This is a genomic window from Marinibium conchae (assembly GCF_015595035.1).
Lineage (GTDB): Bacteria > Pseudomonadota > Gammaproteobacteria > Enterobacterales > Alteromonadaceae > Glaciecola.
The window spans coordinates 474,791-492,899 of sequence record NZ_JADNRN010000001.1 but is presented as its reverse complement, the minus strand read 5'-3'; the positions used below and the strand labels follow the sequence as shown (position 1 = coordinate 492,899).

At 43.4% G+C, this 18,109-nt stretch carries 16 protein-coding genes; 10 read left to right on the top strand and 6 right to left on the bottom strand.

Features of this window, described 5'->3' with window-relative positions:
- The first annotated feature begins 246 nt into the window (after window positions 1-246).
- Window positions 247-945 carry a hypothetical protein gene (locus ISG33_RS02035; RefSeq protein WP_195731900.1) on the top strand — a complete coding sequence of 233 codons (699 nt, stop codon included), beginning with the start codon at window positions 247-249 and terminating at the stop codon, window positions 943-945.
- A gap of 73 nt (window positions 946-1,018) precedes the next feature.
- On the opposite strand, the gene ISG33_RS02030 is transcribed toward ISG33_RS02035, so the two are convergent.
- The 6 genes from ISG33_RS02030 to ISG33_RS02005 form a co-directional block, all read right to left on the bottom strand.
- Window positions 1,019-2,032: an NAD-dependent epimerase gene (locus tag ISG33_RS02030; protein WP_195731899.1), complete on the bottom strand. Its 1,014-nt coding sequence runs from the start codon at window positions 2,030-2,032 to the stop codon at window positions 1,019-1,021.
- A 55-nt stretch (window positions 2,033-2,087) separates the two neighbouring features.
- On the bottom strand, window positions 2,088-3,188 hold the full coding sequence (locus ISG33_RS02025) for a nucleotidyltransferase family protein (protein ID WP_195731898.1): 1,101 nt from the start codon (window positions 3,186-3,188) through the stop codon (window positions 2,088-2,090).
- Window positions 3,178-4,068, bottom strand: coding sequence for an HprK-related kinase A (locus tag ISG33_RS02020; protein ID WP_195731897.1), 891 nt, complete (start codon window positions 4,066-4,068; stop codon window positions 3,178-3,180). Before ISG33_RS02020 ends, ISG33_RS02025 begins: the two co-directional genes overlap by 11 nt.
- Complete coding sequence (locus tag ISG33_RS02015) at window positions 4,068-4,280, bottom strand: hypothetical protein (RefSeq protein ID WP_195731896.1); 213 nt, start codon at window positions 4,278-4,280, stop codon at window positions 4,068-4,070. The genes ISG33_RS02020 and ISG33_RS02015 overlap by 1 nt, the downstream gene beginning before the upstream one ends.
- A gap of 75 nt (window positions 4,281-4,355) precedes the next feature.
- Window positions 4,356-5,126, bottom strand: a complete 771-nt coding sequence (locus ISG33_RS02010) for a hypothetical protein (RefSeq protein WP_195731895.1) — start codon at window positions 5,124-5,126, stop codon at window positions 4,356-4,358.
- Between the two features lie 169 nt (window positions 5,127-5,295).
- A complete protein-coding gene (locus tag ISG33_RS02005) occupies window positions 5,296-6,105 on the bottom strand; it encodes a S1 family peptidase (RefSeq protein ID WP_195731894.1) in 810 nt (269 codons plus the stop codon).
- Window positions 6,106-6,175: 70 nt separating this feature from the next.
- On the opposite strand from ISG33_RS02005, the gene ISG33_RS02000 reads away from it, so the two are divergent.
- From ISG33_RS02000 to ISG33_RS01960, 9 genes are all read left to right on the top strand, one after another.
- A complete protein-coding gene (locus ISG33_RS02000; protein WP_195731893.1) occupies window positions 6,176-6,943 on the top strand; it encodes a YdcF family protein in 768 nt (255 codons plus the stop codon).
- A 130-nt stretch (window positions 6,944-7,073) separates the two neighbouring features.
- Window positions 7,074-7,892, top strand: coding sequence for a PEP-CTERM/exosortase system-associated acyltransferase (locus ISG33_RS01995; protein WP_195731892.1), 819 nt, complete (start codon window positions 7,074-7,076; stop codon window positions 7,890-7,892).
- A gap of 18 nt (window positions 7,893-7,910) precedes the next feature.
- Window positions 7,911-9,092 carry a GNAT family N-acetyltransferase gene (locus tag ISG33_RS01990; RefSeq protein ID WP_195731891.1) on the top strand — a complete coding sequence of 394 codons (1,182 nt, stop codon included), beginning with the start codon at window positions 7,911-7,913 and terminating at the stop codon, window positions 9,090-9,092.
- A gap of 36 nt (window positions 9,093-9,128) precedes the next feature.
- Window positions 9,129-11,765 carry an RIFT barrel domain-containing protein gene (locus ISG33_RS01985; protein WP_195731890.1) on the top strand — a complete coding sequence of 879 codons (2,637 nt, stop codon included), beginning with the start codon at window positions 9,129-9,131 and terminating at the stop codon, window positions 11,763-11,765.
- Window positions 11,766-11,767: 2 nt separating this feature from the next.
- Entirely contained in the window at window positions 11,768-12,757 is a 990-nt protein-coding gene (locus ISG33_RS01980) for a glycosyltransferase family 2 protein (protein ID WP_195731889.1), read from the top strand.
- A complete protein-coding gene (locus ISG33_RS01975) occupies window positions 12,757-13,902 on the top strand; it encodes a glycosyltransferase (protein WP_229333418.1) in 1,146 nt (381 codons plus the stop codon). The genes ISG33_RS01980 and ISG33_RS01975 overlap by 1 nt, the downstream gene beginning before the upstream one ends.
- A complete protein-coding gene (locus tag ISG33_RS01970) occupies window positions 13,899-14,903 on the top strand; it encodes a polysaccharide deacetylase family protein (RefSeq protein WP_195731888.1) in 1,005 nt (334 codons plus the stop codon). Before ISG33_RS01975 ends, ISG33_RS01970 begins: the two co-directional genes overlap by 4 nt.
- Window positions 14,900-15,961, top strand: a complete 1,062-nt coding sequence (locus ISG33_RS01965; protein ID WP_195731887.1) for a FemAB family XrtA/PEP-CTERM system-associated protein — start codon at window positions 14,900-14,902, stop codon at window positions 15,959-15,961. Before ISG33_RS01970 ends, ISG33_RS01965 begins: the two co-directional genes overlap by 4 nt.
- Before the next feature lie 385 nt (window positions 15,962-16,346).
- On the top strand, window positions 16,347-18,077 hold the full coding sequence (locus ISG33_RS01960; protein WP_195731886.1) for a hypothetical protein: 1,731 nt from the start codon (window positions 16,347-16,349) through the stop codon (window positions 18,075-18,077).
- Window positions 18,078-18,109: the final 32 nt, after the last annotated feature.

Here is an 18,109-nt window from a genome sequence, read left to right as displayed (position 1 = left end):
TCGAGGTTCCCAATCTAGTTGGGAACGACGCTTTTTTTATGTCGAATATTTTTACAACATAATAAACCCAAACCAAGAAACCACCATAAACCACTGATTTTTAATAGCTTTAATTATTGGCACATAACATGCTTATCAACAATACGAGCAGGGTAAGTTTTAGAATAGCACTGCTAGCTTTAGAAGGACTTGATGCTAAACGTGTCATCCAAACAAACAAATAGATAATAATTCAAAGGAAACATAATGAAAATTAAATCATTACTTGTAGCAGCGACTCTAGGCTTAGCAGCTTTCGGCGCTCTTGCTACACCTCAGTATAGTGGTAACACATACGGCCAAGAAATATCGAACGTAACTCCAGCTAACGGTGGCGACTTAGCTACGACACTTGATTATGGATACTACATCTGGAACGACGAATTAGCTCCTAAAAATTGGTCTATTCGTTGGACAGGAAATGGCGCAGCAGAAAGCACACCTACATGGGCTGGCGGCCTAGTATTCAGATCTTCGTCACTTGACACAACTTCGTTGTTTCAGTACGAACTAGCTTCTAACGAAACATTCAGCGTAAACTATGATGCTAGCTTTTTAGGCGGTCAAGACGCATTTGGTTGGACTGCGATAACAAATAATTCAGGCGGCGTAGACGGTATCGACTTTACTTTGTCTGACGACGTTGAGCTTATGGTATTTTCTTTAGGTTCTAGCCTTTTCAACAACTTAGCGTTAACTAATACTGATTCTGGTAATGCTAGTCAGCATATCTACATCGGTGGTGGTGATGATTACACTTTCGGTACAACTAACGTATTAGTAGCTGATGTTAATGGTATGAAGCAGCAGAGCTTTGAAATCAGAGTTTCAGCTCCAGGTGTTGTTGCAATTATGGGTCTTGGCCTAATCGGTCTTGGTCTATCACGTAGACGCAAAGCTAAATAAGTTTTCTACTACGAAAAAAGGCGCTCTTAGCGCCTTTTTTATTGCCCGAAATTTAATCCCTAAGGTTTACTCCCTAAGAATAAAAGCCCTGATACCACTTAACAAACTCTGCTATTCCTTCCTCTAAGGAAGTACTCGGGCGATAACCTACATCTTTAACCAGCGCTTCTACATCAGCATAAGTTGCCTGCACATCACCTGGCTGCATTGGTAATAAATTCTTTTGCGCTGTTTTACCAAGTGCTTTTTCAATGGTTTCAATAAAAGTAAGCAAATGAACTGGCGTTTGTGCACCTATGTTATAAACACGCCATGGTGCCTTACTTGAGCTTGGCGAAGGTGCTTTTGCGTCCCATTCTGAGTTAGGCTGTGCAACATGCATCATCGTTTTAATCACGCCCGAAACAATGTCGTCAATGTAAGTAAAGTCACGTTGGTGGTCGCCATAGTTATACACATCAATTGGCTCGCCAGCACTGATCGCTTTAGTAAATTTAAAGGGTGCCATATCGGGGCGACCCCATGGGCCATAAACGGTAAAGAAACGAAGTCCTGTGGTTGGCAAATCATACAAGTGACTGTAGGTATGAGCCATTAATTCATTGGCTTTTTTCGACGCAGCATAAAGTGAAACGGGATGATCAACATTGTCATCAACGCTAAAAGGCATCGCTTCATTTGCGCCATATACCGAGCTTGATGACGCATACACTAGGTGCTCTACCTTATTATGCCTACATCCTTCCAGAATATTCATAAATCCGACAATGTTAGCATCAACGTAGGCATGTGGGTTTTCAATACTAAAGCGCACCCCAGCTTGGGCGGCTAAATGCACCACTCGATCAAATTTTTGTTCAGCAAAAAGAGCCTCTATATCTTCGCGGTGGGCAATATCCATTTTGATAAACTGAAACTGACTTGCTTTTTCGTGCTCGGCTATCCACTCGAGTCGTGCGTCCTTCAATGAGGTGCTGTAATAGTCATTTATATTGTCTATACCTACTACTTGCATATCCATATCTAAAAGCTGACGGCAAGTATGAGAGCCGATGAAGCCGGCCGCGCCGGTGACTAGAATTTTCAATGTATTTCCTTTTTCGCCATTATTAATAGTAGAGATTTAGCATTTTAGCGCTTGATCATGTTAGTTCGCGTTTCGAAAAGAAGTGCTTTCCCATAATCGCTTCAATCACCGAACGTGTCGATTTTACTGTTAAATGATAGATAAGTAAAAGCAGTGGCATCTTTATCAGGTGCCCTCGCAGCTCGGCAAGCGCCTCAATCCAGGCTCTACTTTTATGCTGTATCATTGGGTGTTTTGGTAGCAGCACCGTAGAAAATATAAACAGGTCAATTTTCTTGCGGAGTGGCTTTAACACCAAGCAACTATCAATCAGGTCTTGCTCGATGCCCACTGCAAAAATAGCTTTTACGAAGTGCAGAGCTAAGCCGACTTCATAACGAAAGCCCAAAGTATCAGCGACACTTAACACCCCGCATAAACTCTGATCATTCAAATCCTTCAGCATAAAGCGCAGATCCAAAATATCTCGAAAAGCTGTTTTATAGTCTTCATTTCTAAAAAGATGAACCGCACAATGCACAAACTGAGCATCAATATTGAGGCTCTGAATCCCACTGTCGTTTTCAACAATAAAGGCTTTTAGACTCTCAGCTGAGGGCGCGTCTTTTGAAATCACCGGAATAATATTATGGTGAACATCAATACTTGTGCCCCTGTGCATATGCGTCATAGGCGGTATTTCATGAGCCCATTTACGATAATATTTATCATCATAATCGCTTATTTCTTCACCGTGCCAACCGTGAAATACTAAGCTTTGTTCGCAAGCCAGTAAGTCAGGTTTATTCACCAACACGTCGATATCGCTGTAGATGCGGCCCTTCCCTACTTCGGTATTATTCAGGCTGTAGGCCGCGCCTTTTAAAAACACCACAAACTCCGACACATCGGCTAAAGCCGCTTTTATTTCGTTCGCCTCAAAGGCAACTTGTTGTTTTTGTTTTTCTGCAATTTTTAGTGCGTTTCGTAAGTGTCGTTGAGTTTTATCATCAACGCAGTCCGCTTTATCGTTTTCAAACAGTAAATGCGCATATTTAGCCAATACTTTTTGTTGCCTTAAAGCGGTGATCACCCGTGGCCGATCAGCTAGGTTTACCTCAGCGAGTAACTCTGGGCTATCAAATAGGCGAACAATCAAGTCAGAATCAATGTTCATGCTCATCCTTACTTGATGAGATAATTTCATCCAATAAAAAACTATTCACTTCGTGTAAATCATTATAGAAGATTTCAAAATGCTGGGCTTTTTCAATCACCTTAGTGATGGTGTCGAAGCTCTCATTCCCTACCACCGTAAAATTAAACGAATTGCTAACTAACTGCATGAAGCTTTCGGTCATGCTGAGTTTGTAAATATCGAGTGTTGTGTCGGCTCGGTAATTTGGATAAACCACCCCTACGATCTCAGCGCTTTCATTACACGCAGCTACGGCATCATCCGGCGCTGCCATGTGAATAACATCGCCTTTGTGCGTATTTGCCGCAACTGTTGAGAAACAGGCTTCGGGAAACCACTTTTTCGCTAAATCGATGGATCTATTTTTTAAGCATATAGGCCGAACAAATGGCCTTACTCGCATTGTTGTGGGGTCGATTAGTGCCATTTCATCAGACAATAAACGCCAGCCGTTTTGCGAAAGATGCGAGGTTAAGGTACTTTTTCCAGAACCCGGCGGTGCGGGGAAGAGGATTGCTTTGCCTTCTTTAGCAAGCACGGCTGAATGCACAATCGCATAATCGAGTTCATGAGCGGCAACAGTCCAGTTCATCCCCCACTCAAGCATTGCGAAAGCTTGGTTTGCATGCAAGGGTTTGAAAGGTTCACGGTCGTCGCACAAAAAGCGAGCTTGCGGCCTAAAAAAGCGGCGAACCCCATTGGAATAAGTGGCGCTGAGAAAGTAATCAACATAATTGTCGTTGTTGATATCCTCGATAAAGGCTGATTTGTAAATGCGCCTTGCATTATCAATAACCACGGGAATATCAGTTTCTATTTGAAATACAAAGGGTGGAATAGTTAACTGAAAGCGCTGCACTAAGGGTCACCCGCCTTGCTGTTTACACTGGTGTTTTTCACCAGAAAGCCTTGTCTTACAAGCGTGTCAAAACGCATTCTATCATCTTCACGCAATTCATCTGGAGCATCTAACCATACATTAAAGGCATCTAGGCTAATATTCAAAGAGCTAATTGTGGTTTTAGCCGGGTCGAAAAAAACGACTCCAGAGCCATCTAAAAAGGGATGCATAAGCATCCCTTCTTTAATTTTATATTGACCACTATTTGTCGAACTAATAGGTTTGCTCAATATAACTAGCCTATTCTATACCGTACGGAATGAATTGGGGTCGTTATGTAAACTATTGAGAACCTCACGAGTATGGCTTGGGTTACCCTGTGCAGAAAGATGAATTTTTCTGATGTAACTTTCAGCACTTTGGAAAGGTGTTCTGTTGCCATTGTATGAGTTTACCACTGGGTAATGAATGCCCAGATGAGAGCCGCTATACAAAGCATTAAGATATGCACTAACAATAAGCTTGTTAAGGTCGTGATCACCGGCTAAGGCTTCTAACACCTCATTTTTGGTGAAGTATTCATAGTCACCGCTAGTGTTTTTCGGGAACTTAATTCTGTAACGCGTGCCATTAATCACTTTATTTACGACTCTAGCATAAATTTTTGAGCCATTGGATTTGCGGATAAAGAGCGTTTTAACAAAGCTCTTTATTTCGTTCCAGTCACCCAGTATGTGGCAAAGTTGAATCTTGTTTTTTGAAGATCCTAAGCAAGTACCAAAGTTGCCGCCCACGTAAGGCACGCCGCCACAAATACGCTCGTACTTGTCAGTTAATTCTGGCACTCCAGTATCAACCCAGTGATGAGGCTTTTTCAAATGCATGGCTTTGCCACCCGCAAAATCAGAGCCGTGACCAGAGGCCGCTATACTGTTCGAGCTCATCGTTGCCCATACGGATTTACTAGGAATTGTCGCTAGTAAAGCACCAGAAGAAGCGCGAGTTAAAAACTTACGCCTGCTTTGTGTTTTCTCAAGCCCAGTGTCCGTGGGTAAATTTGAATTTTTGTCTTCCATTTGAAAACCACCTACTAAAAATGACTGCTCTGATTGCACGTTTTATTGCGTGCTAGCAAAAAGTTGCTGTAATACTAGCTTGATGCAATATTCACACCAAAATATAAACCTTTGTTTCAACTAGATTTATGTGAAGATGCCTATGCGTAGTGCAAAAAATATCGACAGATTATAGCGTTATATCTACTGTTTTGGCTAGCTTTCTTAGCTCCCGAATAGGTATTGCGTAAGTAATACCGCTTGGATTAGTTAGCGCCGACTCTTTTCCTTCCGACACAAACACTTTGTTAATCACCGCGATTACCTCATTCGTATCTTGATTCACTAAGGGGCTACCACTGTTCCCAGGATAAGCCGTTGCATCTAACTGATAGATATAGAAGGGCTTTTGGAGCCTATTGAGCATCTGCACTGTAAGTTCACTCGCGTTTTTTGCAGGGTTAATATCGGGGGTTGTAGCCGCGATAATACCGGTATGAGTGGCCGGATATAAACCCAATACAGCGCCAATTGGAAAGCCTGTAAAAAATACTGACGTTCCATCGTCTATTAATTCATCGCCTGCCAATGCTAACGCTGGCAAGCTCTTTTCAATACTCAGTAAAGCAAGGTCGTGAACCGGATCAACCGCTTTAATTGTCATGATATGAATTTTCGGGTTTGCGCCCTTTCCACTGAGCGCAACGTAATGCTGCACTTTCTTACTGTCGAGTTCTTTTGACACGACATGGTAATTGGTAACAATGTGCTTCCCATCGGCCACCACAAAGCCTGTGCCCAAAATAACAGGCGCTTTGGCGTCAATAGGTGTATACCTCGCAATACCAACTATCGACGGCTTAACCAGTTTGATACTGTCAACTAGATTAGTTTTAGCCTGCGTATCCTGAGCACTAAGCTTGCTGCTAAACAAGACCACTAGCACTGCAAGTAAAAACAAGTAAGGTTTGTAGATTGAGTTAAGGCTTCTTTTATACATCGTAGGTATTCTTTAGTCCGTTAATCGTATAGCATATCGAATTAACTGTGAAATACCAAACAAGCCTACCGTGATCAACGAATTCGCCCATATTTTAGTATCGCCAATTAACCATAGCTTAGTGCTTATTGGCATATTTAGCCTATTGAAGAAATTCAATATTATCAAAAAAATGACTCACCGATACTCAGTTGGGGTCCTGCTTTTATGGCTTTACCTCTGCTCTCAACCATTTTTCAGTGCTTGGTTAATCTCCTCTATTGAAAAAGCACACCCGCCGATCACTATTGAGAATGCAGCATGGCATTCTGCCGACGCGATTTGGGTACTAGGCTGTGGTCACTTCAACGCAGAAGGCTTACCATCCGTTAGCAAATGGAATAATTGCGCTTTGCAGCGTTTGGTCCATTCAGCTCAAATGTACCGCTACAAACCCACCAAGATCATCGTTACAGGCGGGCGCTTTGGCAGTGATAAAAGCTTTAGCTATGCATCAAAGGCAAAGGCTTTCTTGGTTGAGTTGGGGGTAAACTCAAACGACATTATCGAAATCAATCAGGGCAGTAATACTCAAGAAGAGTTCTATCATCTTCAACAGCATCCAAGCTATCAGCTCACTGAGTTTCTTGCCATCGTATCGTCGGCCAGCCATGGAAAACGACTCAAAGCCCTAGTTGCCAGCAACGACGTTAAGCCTTTTATCTTTATTCCAGTGGAGCACAACGGCTTAGGTAAAATATCCTACCTCCCGGGGTTTCCCAAACTAGGGGCGCTGGAAGAGAGCCGCAGAGCCATTTATGTGTGGATGGCCAATATTAAGCTTGTTCTCAATATTTAACCGAATAAAAGTATAAGAAAAGATACATTCCTCGCGAGTTTATATACGAAGAATACTCTTCACTTTGATATATTCCGCCCGCTAGGTGAAATTACAAGCTCGAAGCTAATCACTCGAATAAGTAGAATATATGTTGTTAGAAAAAACCGCACAAACTCTCCTTCCCAGTGGCATCATTGGAAAATTAAAAAGGAGATGGTCTGAACATCAAAGTGTAAAAGAAGCTCAAGAGGTCAGCTTGCACTTTGCGACTTTCCTTCGACCAGTGATCGCAAACAGTGACTTTAAGAAAGATATCGTATTCAGACTGAGGCACAAGGTCTACTGTGAAGAGTTAAGCTATGAGCCTTTGCGCGATGATGAATTAGAGACTGATACTTTCGATAATTATGCTTTTCATGCCTTAATACAACATATCAAAAGCAGGCAGTACGCAGGAACGGTAAGAATTATTTGTCCGCGTGATGAGAGTGAAAAACTGCCCATTGAAGTATTCTGTCAGGATAAAATACTCAATGCCAAATTCTTGCCTGAAAACTTTAATCGCGATGACATTTGTGAGATTTCACGATTGGCAGTGCCTCTCGAATTTAGGCGTCGTGTGAGCGACCAAGTCAGCGGTGCAGCCACCGGCTCATTTAACGACGACGTCGACGAAGATAACGAATTACGCTGCTTTCCTTTCATTGCCGTTGGTTTGTACTTTTCAGCCGCGGCAATGTGCTTAAAATTGAATAAAAAGCATGCATTTGTGATGTTAGAGCCACAATTAGCCAGAAATTTAGCTCTTGTAGGCATTAAATTTAAACAAATTGGCCCCATCACTGACTACCATGGAAAACGCGCTCCGCACTACATTAACTCAGATTTACTGTTCGCTAATCTCGACTCAGGATTTGAATGTATGTTGGAGAACATTCGAAAAAGTCTGTATGCTCAAAAACTATAAGGACATAGGGGGGAATGGATGTCGCCAATTGAAGTTAAGATTGTTCATCAATACGAGCTTGAAGACGTAGCAGCGCTTTTCTCAGAGCTTGAGCAGCACTACCCTGACGATGAACTAAGTACCAATTACTTTTTAAGTTCGCAGTGGTTTATTAACTGGCTTCGTAGCATAGAGCAACGCCCCCTTCTGCTTTGTTGTTACAGCACTGCTAAAAGCGTTGAAACAGCCCATCACACTGCAAGCCACAAGCTAACTCAGAACAAACAGCAACTGGTAGGCTTCGCTTTTTGGGGGCGAAAAACACAGCTTGTAGGTGACAGCTATTATCTTAATCAAAGTGGCGACCACCTGAGCGATCAGGTGTGGATAGAGCATAACGACGCTATTTGTGTTAACAAGCTGCGCGATAAAGTAATTGAAGCCATGTGTCATAAGTTGAGTAAACGCAAACGCTTCCATCGCATCGTCGTACACAATGCACTCAGTGAGCATTGGCACTATGCCGACTTAACTGTGGATATTACGAAAGAAGATAGTCAGTTTGTGAGCTTAGGTAACAACAATTACTTAGACCAGTTATCAAAGAACACGCGCGCAGCGGTGAAACGCTCAAATAAGCTACTTGAACACACTTTTGGACCAATTTCAGTTCGTTCGCTACAACACGACATGAGCCCAAGCCAAGCTATACCATGTATTGAAAAGCTTAAGTATTTACACAAAGAGCGTTGGGGAAGCAGCGAATTTGGTAGCGGCTTTAACAACCCCGCATTTACGGCCTTTCACGACAATATGTTCGAAGCGGGAAAAGGTTTCGATATATTGGAAGTGACTGCTGGTAGTACACTGCTCGCTTATCTCTACATCATGATACAAAAACAAGATGCTTTGTTTTATCTGTCGGCGCTTGAAAGCTTCGACCTAGGAAACAAATGCAAGCCAGGCCTAAGTGCGCATTATGCCGCGATTGAGTATTTAAATGCAGCGGGCTACGCTCGTTATGACTTCTTGGCCGGCAGAGCCCGCTATAAAGAACAAATGTCGACCCATCATTATCCTGTTTATCACGTTCAAGCTGAACGCAAAACTTGGTTAATTAGCTTTGCCCGCAGCATAAAAAAGACTTATATATTGCTCAAGAAAAAACTATACTTACGCGCTGAAAAAACAAGCGACACTAGCTCTCAGGGCCAACACTAGCCCCAGGTAAATGAAACCACAAAATGACATACGCAAATGACACACGTTTTTAGCTTACAGGCTGCATGTGCTGGTTCACAGGCATTCAGCGTGGGCGTACCCCTGCCAAAAGGTCAATTCTTCCTTGGGCAAAGCTTCGGTCTGATTACGCAATCGGGCGAGGAAGTGGCAGCACAAATCAGTGTGAAGTCGCTGTGGCAAGATAAGTCTGTGCGTTGGTGCCTTATTAAGGGCTACAGCGAAACAAGCCATTTTGATGACCAAAGCAAACTTGCTGACTATTACCTTAATACTCGCAAGGCAAATACCACTCGAAAAATTAATTGCGCCCTTGTGCACGATCAGCATATTTTGTTGAAATCGGCCAAGGTAGAGCTCGCGGTATCATCAACGCAGTTTTTAAACATTAGGCAACACACAAACTCTAAGCAAGGGCTACACATCAGGCCGCTACTTAGCTTTTCGAACAATCAATACACAAGCCAACTCACTCATTCACAGCAACTCACTAGGCACTCTGCAAGCGGCCAAGCGCTTTTTTCTGAGCTTGAACAAACTTTCTCCGTGGGCGATAAGTACAGTAGCAAAAGCCTAAATATTGAATTGAAGTTCGTACTTGATCATGCCCATAACACGCTTGATATAAACCTTACCGCGCACAATCCACAAGCGATAGTGCAAAAAGGCGGGCAATGGGACTTAGGTAACGAGAATAGCCTTCATCTTCGTGAGTTTGGTTTAGTCATTGAGATGCCAAACGCTAGCTTATATTGCAGTAGCGAGCGCTCAAACACTACAGAATTGAAAGCCTTCGATTACTGGAACTTGAGCACCGACAATAGCGGCGGAGACAATTGGCAATCGAAAAATCATGTTAATCATGAGGGAAAAGTTGATATTGGCGAACGAGGAGCTTTGCTGATTGAACGGGCGAACGACTCAACCCACAGTTATCGACTTGATCGCCCCAATCCACTTATCTATTTAAAAAACAGACAACAAACACTGGAAGTAGCCATTGAGAAACTTTGGCAGAAATTTCCTATTCAAATTCGCGCGGGCGAAGGCGAGTTATCTATTAATTTCGCAGGAGCAAATGAAAGCGCTGCTGTCGAGCTACAGCCGGGTGAAAAGAAGTCTCATAAATTACGCTTATGTTTTGATAGCACAGCTTTTGAAAACAAAGATAATGAAAACAAGGCTTCAGACCAAGCTATCAGCGAGCAAGAAGATCACGTAGCTAACGCAAGTGCCCGTGAAGTCACTGTAAAGCCAAATACTGAGCTATTTAGCGATTCAAACGCCATACCATGGTTAAAAACACCCGAAACTGGTTCAGCGCTGGCCAATATTATTGAGTTAGGCTTAAGTGGCAAACAGCACTTTTTTGCAAAACGTGAGGCTTTGGATGAATATGGTTGGCGAAACTTCGGCGATCTTTATGCTGATCATGAGGCTGCCAATCACAGCGGTGACGATATTTTTGTGTCGCACTACAACAACCAATACGACCCACTATTTGGGTTCTTAAAGCAATGGCTGCTCAGCGGTAACGACAACTGGAAAACCCTTGCCGACGACCTATACGATCACATCGTAAATATCGACATCTACCACACTGAACAAGACAAAAAAGAATATAACGGTGGCCTTTTTTGGCACACCGACCATTACGTTGAGGCTGAAACAGCCACGCATAGAACCTATTCTAAACGCCAACAAACAGGTGTATATGAGGATCATGCCGGCGGTGGCGGACCTGGTAGCCATCATTGCTACACCAGTGGTTTAGCGCTGTATTATCACCTTAGTGGCTGCGAAAAGGCCAAAGCCGCAGTGTTGCAACTCACTACTTGGATAAGCTACTTTTTCGAAGGCGATGGCACCGTGCTAGGAACGCTTTTGCAGTATCGCAACAAAGCCATTGTGCGCAATCCGCTCAACGGAAAATATCCGCTCGACCGAGGTGTGGCGAATTACGTAAATGCCTTGCTCGATAGCTTCGACGTAAGTGCTAATAAAGAATACATGGAAAACGCGTCGTCGGTTATTCTCAATACCTTTAGTGCTGACGATGATATAGCAGATCGCAATTTCGGCGATATTGAAAATACATGGTATTACATTGTATTTATGCAATCCGTAGCCAAGTTTTTGTGGCGTTGTGAGAGCGACTACGGCATTAGCCAAGATTACTTCAACATTAAGCGTGCTTTTATGCACTACGCAAGCTACATAGCCAAACATGAACAAGTATATCTGCACAACAGCGACAAATTAGAATACCCCAACGACACTTGGACAGCTCAAGATTTGCGCAAAGTGCAGGTTCTCAAAGTTGCTATTGGCTACGCTGAAAACGATGAACTTCGAGAACAAATGCAAGATAAAATAAACGAAATTCAACGCTTTGTTGAGAAAAAGCTCAGCCAAAGCGAAGAGAAAGAATACACCCGCATTTTGGCCTTGTTGATGCAAAACGCCAACGACGATTTTCACCTTTACCATCAGCATGTTGAAAGCGCAAATATAGGTGAACCAACACTCAGCTTGTCTTACCAGACCAAGGCTTTCAGCCCCGTATTAGCGGCGTGGCACTTCCTCAAACAATATTCAATTCGGCGAGAGTTTAAACACTTGTTTATACGTTTCCCTCAGTTAAGGGGCAAATAGTCATGTCTGCACCACTTACTGCCTTTTGCAGCTTTATTATTCCTCATTACGGCAGAGAGGAAATGCTAGTGGACACCTTGGCTTCGGTGAGCCGTTTAAGCTTAAAAGACGACAATTCCGAGCAACATTACGAAGTGGAAGCAATTGTTGTTACGAAAAACACTAAGCTCAAGTGCGACCTTGAAGTGTTTGCAAATAAGCTCAACGTACGTGTTATCAACGCGCCAATGGATGTGACTATTTCTGCACAGAGAAACATGGGCGTCGCGGCAGCTAATGGTAACTATCTTGCGTTTTTAGATGCCGATATTGATTTAGCACCGAATTGGCTCCTTGCTCTTTTGCCGCAATTAAATGAGCAAGTAAAACTGGTCAGTGCCGTGCAGCTAGCCGCTAACAACGCGCCGCCACTCGAAATATTGAGAACAGAATTAAGCAACGCGCATACTGATTGCACGGTGGAATTTTTACCTGGGCGAAATTTACTCATGAGCGCCGAAACCTTCGCTATTTCTGGCGGCTTTCCTGAGCACCTCGTGACTTGTGAAGACTATGTTTTTACACAAAAAGTAGCAGAGCAAGGCGATTTATTTTATAGCACTGCCTCGAACTACGTGCATCTTGGTGAAGATAAAGTATTTAACGAAATGGCAAAAAAAGAAGTGTGGCGCGGGCAGTCGAATTTAGCCTCATTAAAAGGTAGAAAAGTGAGCTTATCGGAATATCCTAGCTTTATTGCCCCACCCGCTTTTACCTTCGGCCTATTGGGCTTTATTGTGTTTGCAATGCTGTCGCTTACTACATTGAGCATTGTCAGTTTGCTTGGCGCTATTCTTGTGCTTGGCTTATACAGTCTGCGCCTTTATCGAATAGCCAAGCCCAAACTGAGCTTAGCTACCGTGATTAAATTTTATGCTTTGTATTTTCCCGCAAGAACTTGGGGTACAATTCTCGGCATAGTAAAACCCATACAAACGAGTAGCCACAAATAATGAAAGAGTCACAAGCCATGCATGTATTGCAGTTTATTTGTTCCACTGGTTTTTATGGTGCTGAACGCTGGATTTTGGCCATGTGTAACAATACTCATGACCAAAACGTAAAGTATTCATTGGCAGTAACCGATGAAGCCGCCTCTCAAGACTTAGAAATAGCCCGACACTTCAAAGCTGATTGTGGCGATGTTTATCAACTCCCCATGGCCAACAAATTTGATTTCAAGGCGGTAAGTCGCTTAGCCGACTACATAAAAGCCAATAAAGTAGACGTAGTTCATACACACGGCTATAAGTCGGATATTATTGGTGTAATGGCCGCTAGAAAAGCTGGCGTGCCGGTGGTAGTTACTCCGCACGGTTTTGAAAACGCTAAAGACTTCAAGCTCAGGCTATTTATTTGGCTGGGTTGCCAGGCCATGAAATACGCCGACCATGTTGTTCCACTTTCACCACAATTAGTAAAAGACTGTGAAGCATATAATATTAAAGCGCCACAGCTAGTGTATATTCAAAACGGTGTCGACCTGTCGGAAGTAGAGCGCTTTAAAAACAAAGAAACAGCGCAAACAAAAACGAAAAAGCGGGTTGGGTTTATTGGACAGATGATCAGTAGAAAGAACATTACTGATTTACTCGATGTATTCGACGCCCTGCATCAAAAAATGGAGAACGTCGAGTTAGTACTGCTTGGCGATGGTGAATCTCGCCCATCTTTAGAAGAGCACGCTGCGAGCTTGTCGTCAAAAGCCGACATACACTTTTTAGGCTACAGAGACGACCGACTAGACTACCTAAAAAGTTTCGATATATTTGCTATGACCTCTACCCTTGAAGGCATACCACGCTGTTTAATGGAAGCTTGCGCTATGGAAACACCGGTAGCTGCTTATGATATCGCAGGTATTGACCAACTAATTAGTCATGAAAAAACCGGTATGTTGTCGCCTTTAGGTGACAAAGCGCATTTATTAACTTGCTGGGAAAGGCTGTTAACCGACACTGATTACGCCAAGGCGCTGGGTAAAAACGCTTGTGACTATGTAAATGAATACTATTCAGCCAAACGCATGGCCGACGAATACATCGCATTGTTCAACACCCTACTGCAAAGCTCGAATATTAAAGAGGCAGCGCTTTGAGTACTAAGCCCCCATTAATTTTCATCCTCACGGTGGATACCGAAGAAGAATGGGATTGGGAAGGCCCCTTCCCAGAAGAAGACTTCTCGGTAAAAAACCTTGAGAAGATACCTGAACTTCAAGACTTTTTTAATCAAGCGGGAATTCGCCCCACTTACTTTGTCGACTATGCAGCAGCGAAGGGAGCGGCTGAAAACGGTGTATTTAAAAAAGCCTTAGCAGAAAATACATGTGAGCTCGGCGCACATTTACATCCTTGGGCCAATCCGCCTTTTTTCGAAAAAGCAACGGAAGCCAACTCACATGTTGTGAACTTACCCATCGAACAAGTAGAAGCCAAACTTGATGCCTTAGTTGACGTGTTCGTAGAAGAATTTAACTACCAACCTAGCTCATTCAGAACCGGACGCTGGGGAATATCAGCGGCTATTATGCATCTGTTATGGACACGAGGTTTTACAGTTGACTCAAGTGTGTACCCATACTATTCGAACGAGTTTTTTACTTGCCAAGGCTCACCCGATGGCGCTTACTGGCCCGATTCAAACAATGTGCTAAAGGCAGGGAGCCAACGAAATATATTAGAAATACAAGCGTCGGTTGGTTTTAATCGCAGTAATTTTGCCCGCGCAAACAAAATATACAACGCAGCAGAGTTAGCGCCTTTTAAATATCTAAAAGCAGTTGGTGCTTTGTGGCAAACCCGCTTACTGCGAAAAATATATATGAGCCCGGAGGTAATGCAGGCTAACGATATGATTTCGTTGGCGCATCAGCTAGTTAAAAACAACGTACCATTCATTAATATGTATTTTCATAGCTCAAACCTTATTTCCAACGGCACCGGCTTTTTTAAAGAAGAGCAGCCTTTCCAAGAAATTTGCAAACGCGTGTCGCAAACTATCGAAACCTTATCTGAATCTTATACATTAGAATTTATGACTTTAAAAGAAGCACACATTTACTTTTCACAAAACCCACACCTGTTAGCTAAGTCATGATAGAAATTAAACACATTGGCGAGTCTGACAAGTCGCTCTGGGATAACTTCGTAGGCAACAGCAGTGAAGCCAGCCCTTATCATCGTTATGCTTGGGGCCAGGCTGTTCAGAGCAGCTATGGCTTTACGCCAATTTACTTAGGTGCGTTCAACAACAATGAGTTAGTAGGTATCTTGCCCTTAGTGAAGATGGGCCTACCGCTTCGCAAAGCTTATTATGTGTCGTTACCCTATTGTGATTGCTCGGGCATTATCGCTAACAACAATGATGCTTATGAAGCTTTACATGATTATGCGATCAAGGTTTTATCAAAGAGCGAGCATACAAGCCTTACTCTGCGCGCAGGCACCTACGCAACCACAGATGCCGAAAAAATAAAGCAAAATACAAAAGTGCGCATGATACTGCCGTTGGAAGCAAGTGTTGATGAACAAATGGCTGCATTTAAGTCAAAGCTGCGAAGCCAGATCCGTAAGGCAGAGAAAAATGGTTTGCGTGCTTGTGTAAGCGAATTTTCAGATAGCGATGCTTTTAAGCAACAGTTTAATGCCTTTTATCATGTAATGGCCTGCAATATGCACTCGCTTGGCTCGCCTGTTCACTCCAGAGCATGGTTTTATGAGGTATTAAAACACTATGGTAAACATGCCTATTTAGCGCTTGTTTACAAAGAAGAAGTCGCAGTTGGCGGGGCTATTGTGCTAATGAACGGAAAAAACGCAAGTATTCCTTGGGCATCAACGCTCGCTGATTACAACAGGTTGGCACCAAATATGCTCTTGTATTGGCAAGTATTGAGCGAAGCTGTTGAGCAAAAAATGCTGAGTTTCGATTTTGGTCGTTCGACGATGGGAGAAGGAACTTACCGCTTTAAAAAGCAATGGGGCTGTGAGCCAGCGCTACTCAGTTGGCAAGAATTTAACGAAGGCGAGCCTGTTGACAATAACGACATGCAAAAGTCGAAAGCAAGAAGCATTATAGAGCAAACTTGGCAGAAGCTTCCCCTTGGTTTAACAACATTTGTGGGCCCCAAAGTAAGGAAGTTTATAAGTTTGTAGTAAGACGGTCTTCTCAAAGTCAGATAGCCTCTTACCTCAGAGCTTTGACAACTCAATCTAATAGTAAAAGCATTATGAACCGCTCGCAAGAAAGATAATAAGTATTGCGGGCGAGGGAATTTATTCCAGTATGCGCATAAAACACCCTAGTCAAAATTATACTTTGGCATAAGTAAATGATCCAAACCTAAACCTCAAATAAATCGATATAAAACATGAGCTTAGTAAACATCGACATAGCTCAGAAAAGTATGAATTTCGTACAGCTCGAAAGCTATGCGGGTATTTGTCAAAATACCTTCGTATTGACAGTTTGCTCTACAACAGGCCAGAAGTGCTTATTATTAAGCTCAAGAATATTTAGTAGTCATTCAGGAACTGTATTATGAAGTCTGTTTCGAAGTTATCAAAAATCGCAGTAGTTATTGGTGCAATGTTTACCCTCACAGCTTGTGGCTCGGGTGATGAACCTGAAGTTGCACAAAGCATTGTAGAAACCCCCGAAACTCCACCAGCTCCGCCACCACCAGCAACAGGCGGCGGTGATGATGGCTCAGGTGGTGACGACGGCTCAGGCGGTGATGACGGCTCAGGCGGTGATGACGGTTCAGGCGGTGACGACGGCTCAGGCGGTGATGATGGCTCGGGCGGTGATGATGGCTCAGGCGGTGATGACGGTACAGGCGGTGATGACGGCTCAGGCGGTGACGACGGCACAGGCGGTGATGACGGCTCAGGCGGTGATGATGGCTCAGGCGGTGATGATGGCTCAGGCGGTGATGATGGCTCAGGCGGTGATGATGGCTCAGGCGGTGATGACGGCGAAGGCGGTGATGATGGCACAGGCGGTGATGACGGCGAAGGCGGTGATGATGGCGAAGGCGGTGATGATGGCACAGGCGGCGATGACGGTTCAGGCGGTGATGATGAGCCCACCCAAGTTTTGTTTGAAGAAGACATCGCAGAGGATATTGTTCAAAGCACCCCAACCAATGTGAATATACCGCTCGGGATTCAGGCTACGCTTGATGTTGAGTATTTGGGAGCGTTTAGAGTATTGGCTGGTGGTGAGAGTAACTCAAGCTATGCAATCGGTGCTCTCGGATTCAACTCAACGACCAATAGCTTGTACATGGCGGGTCACGCACACCACAATGCAATAGCCGAGTTTCAAATCCCTAATGAATTTTCCAAAAGCGAAGATATATCGGCGATTCCACTAGCTGGTGTTTTACAAGAATATACAACAATATTAGATAAGAAGACTGATGGTAACAGCACAAACCGCATTACAGGAATATTGAATTATGAAGGTAAGTTATTTGTCTCGTCTGAAATATGGTACGACGCATCGGCGAGGAACATGGATAACTTACAAATATTTGATGATGCGAACGATCTGACATCATCTGCATTCAAAGGAATGCTGCAATTATCGTCTGGCGCATTAGGAGCTGGATATATGTCGAAAATACCCGAACCTCACGTTGAAACACTGGGGGGGGAATACCTTGTTGGTTGGGCGACTAATTATTCAATTACATCAAGATATTCCCAAGGTCCAAGCATGTTTGTTTTCAATCCGCAGAATGCAATAGAAGCCGATGTAACAGTAGAAGCCAACGCCAAAGTGGTGTATCCCCTCGAATCGGGCAAGGAGCTTGTTGATGGCGCTGCAGACTACTCTGATGACATAAGCCCAATTTGGGGACCATTGTCTAGGGCTATTTATGGCTTTATTATTCCTGGCACAGATTATTTCATGGCCATAGGGAGTCATGGTGGAATCCACAGTGGTGTAGGATATAAAATAACTCAAAATGACGGTAATTTATGTGGCGGGCCTTGTAGTTATGATGCAGCCGATTATTACAACTACTTTTGGCTTTTTGACATCAATGATATTGCAGCTTCAAATGAACCTTGGGAAGTTAAACCTGTGAGCTATGGTAAGTGGAGCCATCCGTATGATGAAGGTGGTTTCGTTAAAGTTTTGGGCGCTGTCTATGATGATTCAAATTCAAGGCTATACATATCCCTCAAGGAAGCAGGGCAAGTTGGACTGTATGATAGACCTCCTCTCATAATATCGTATGCACTGAGCGCTAAAGACTGATTTTTTGAGACGAACACGCGATTTACTCACAT

What these genes read in the sequence shown, in the direction of transcription:
- ISG33_RS01990 (WP_195731891.1), top strand. Translation starts at nt 7,911, where the DNA reads ATGTCGCCAATTGAAGTTAAGATTGTTCATCAATACGAGCTTGAAGAC.
- ISG33_RS02015 (WP_195731896.1), bottom strand. Translation starts at nt 4,280, where the DNA reads ATGCATCCCTTTTTAGATGGCTCTGGAGTCGTTTTTTTCGACCCGGCT.
- ISG33_RS02025 (WP_195731898.1), bottom strand. Translation starts at nt 3,188, where the DNA reads ATGAACATTGATTCTGACTTGATTGTTCGCCTATTTGATAGCCCAGAG.
- ISG33_RS01995 (WP_195731892.1), top strand. Translation starts at nt 7,074, where the DNA reads ATGTTGTTAGAAAAAACCGCACAAACTCTCCTTCCCAGTGGCATCATT.
- ISG33_RS02005 (WP_195731894.1), bottom strand. Translation starts at nt 6,105, where the DNA reads ATGTATAAAAGAAGCCTTAACTCAATCTACAAACCTTACTTGTTTTTA.
- ISG33_RS02035 (WP_195731900.1), top strand. Translation starts at nt 247, where the DNA reads ATGAAAATTAAATCATTACTTGTAGCAGCGACTCTAGGCTTAGCAGCT.
- ISG33_RS01980 (WP_195731889.1), top strand. Translation starts at nt 11,768, where the DNA reads ATGTCTGCACCACTTACTGCCTTTTGCAGCTTTATTATTCCTCATTAC.
- ISG33_RS02010 (WP_195731895.1), bottom strand. Translation starts at nt 5,126, where the DNA reads ATGGAAGACAAAAATTCAAATTTACCCACGGACACTGGGCTTGAGAAA.
- ISG33_RS01975 (WP_229333418.1), top strand. Translation starts at nt 12,757, where the DNA reads ATGAAAGAGTCACAAGCCATGCATGTATTGCAGTTTATTTGTTCCACT.
- ISG33_RS01985 (WP_195731890.1), top strand. Translation starts at nt 9,129, where the DNA reads ATGACACACGTTTTTAGCTTACAGGCTGCATGTGCTGGTTCACAGGCA.
- ISG33_RS01965 (WP_195731887.1), top strand. Translation starts at nt 14,900, where the DNA reads ATGATAGAAATTAAACACATTGGCGAGTCTGACAAGTCGCTCTGGGAT.
- ISG33_RS01960 (WP_195731886.1), top strand. Translation starts at nt 16,347, where the DNA reads ATGAAGTCTGTTTCGAAGTTATCAAAAATCGCAGTAGTTATTGGTGCA.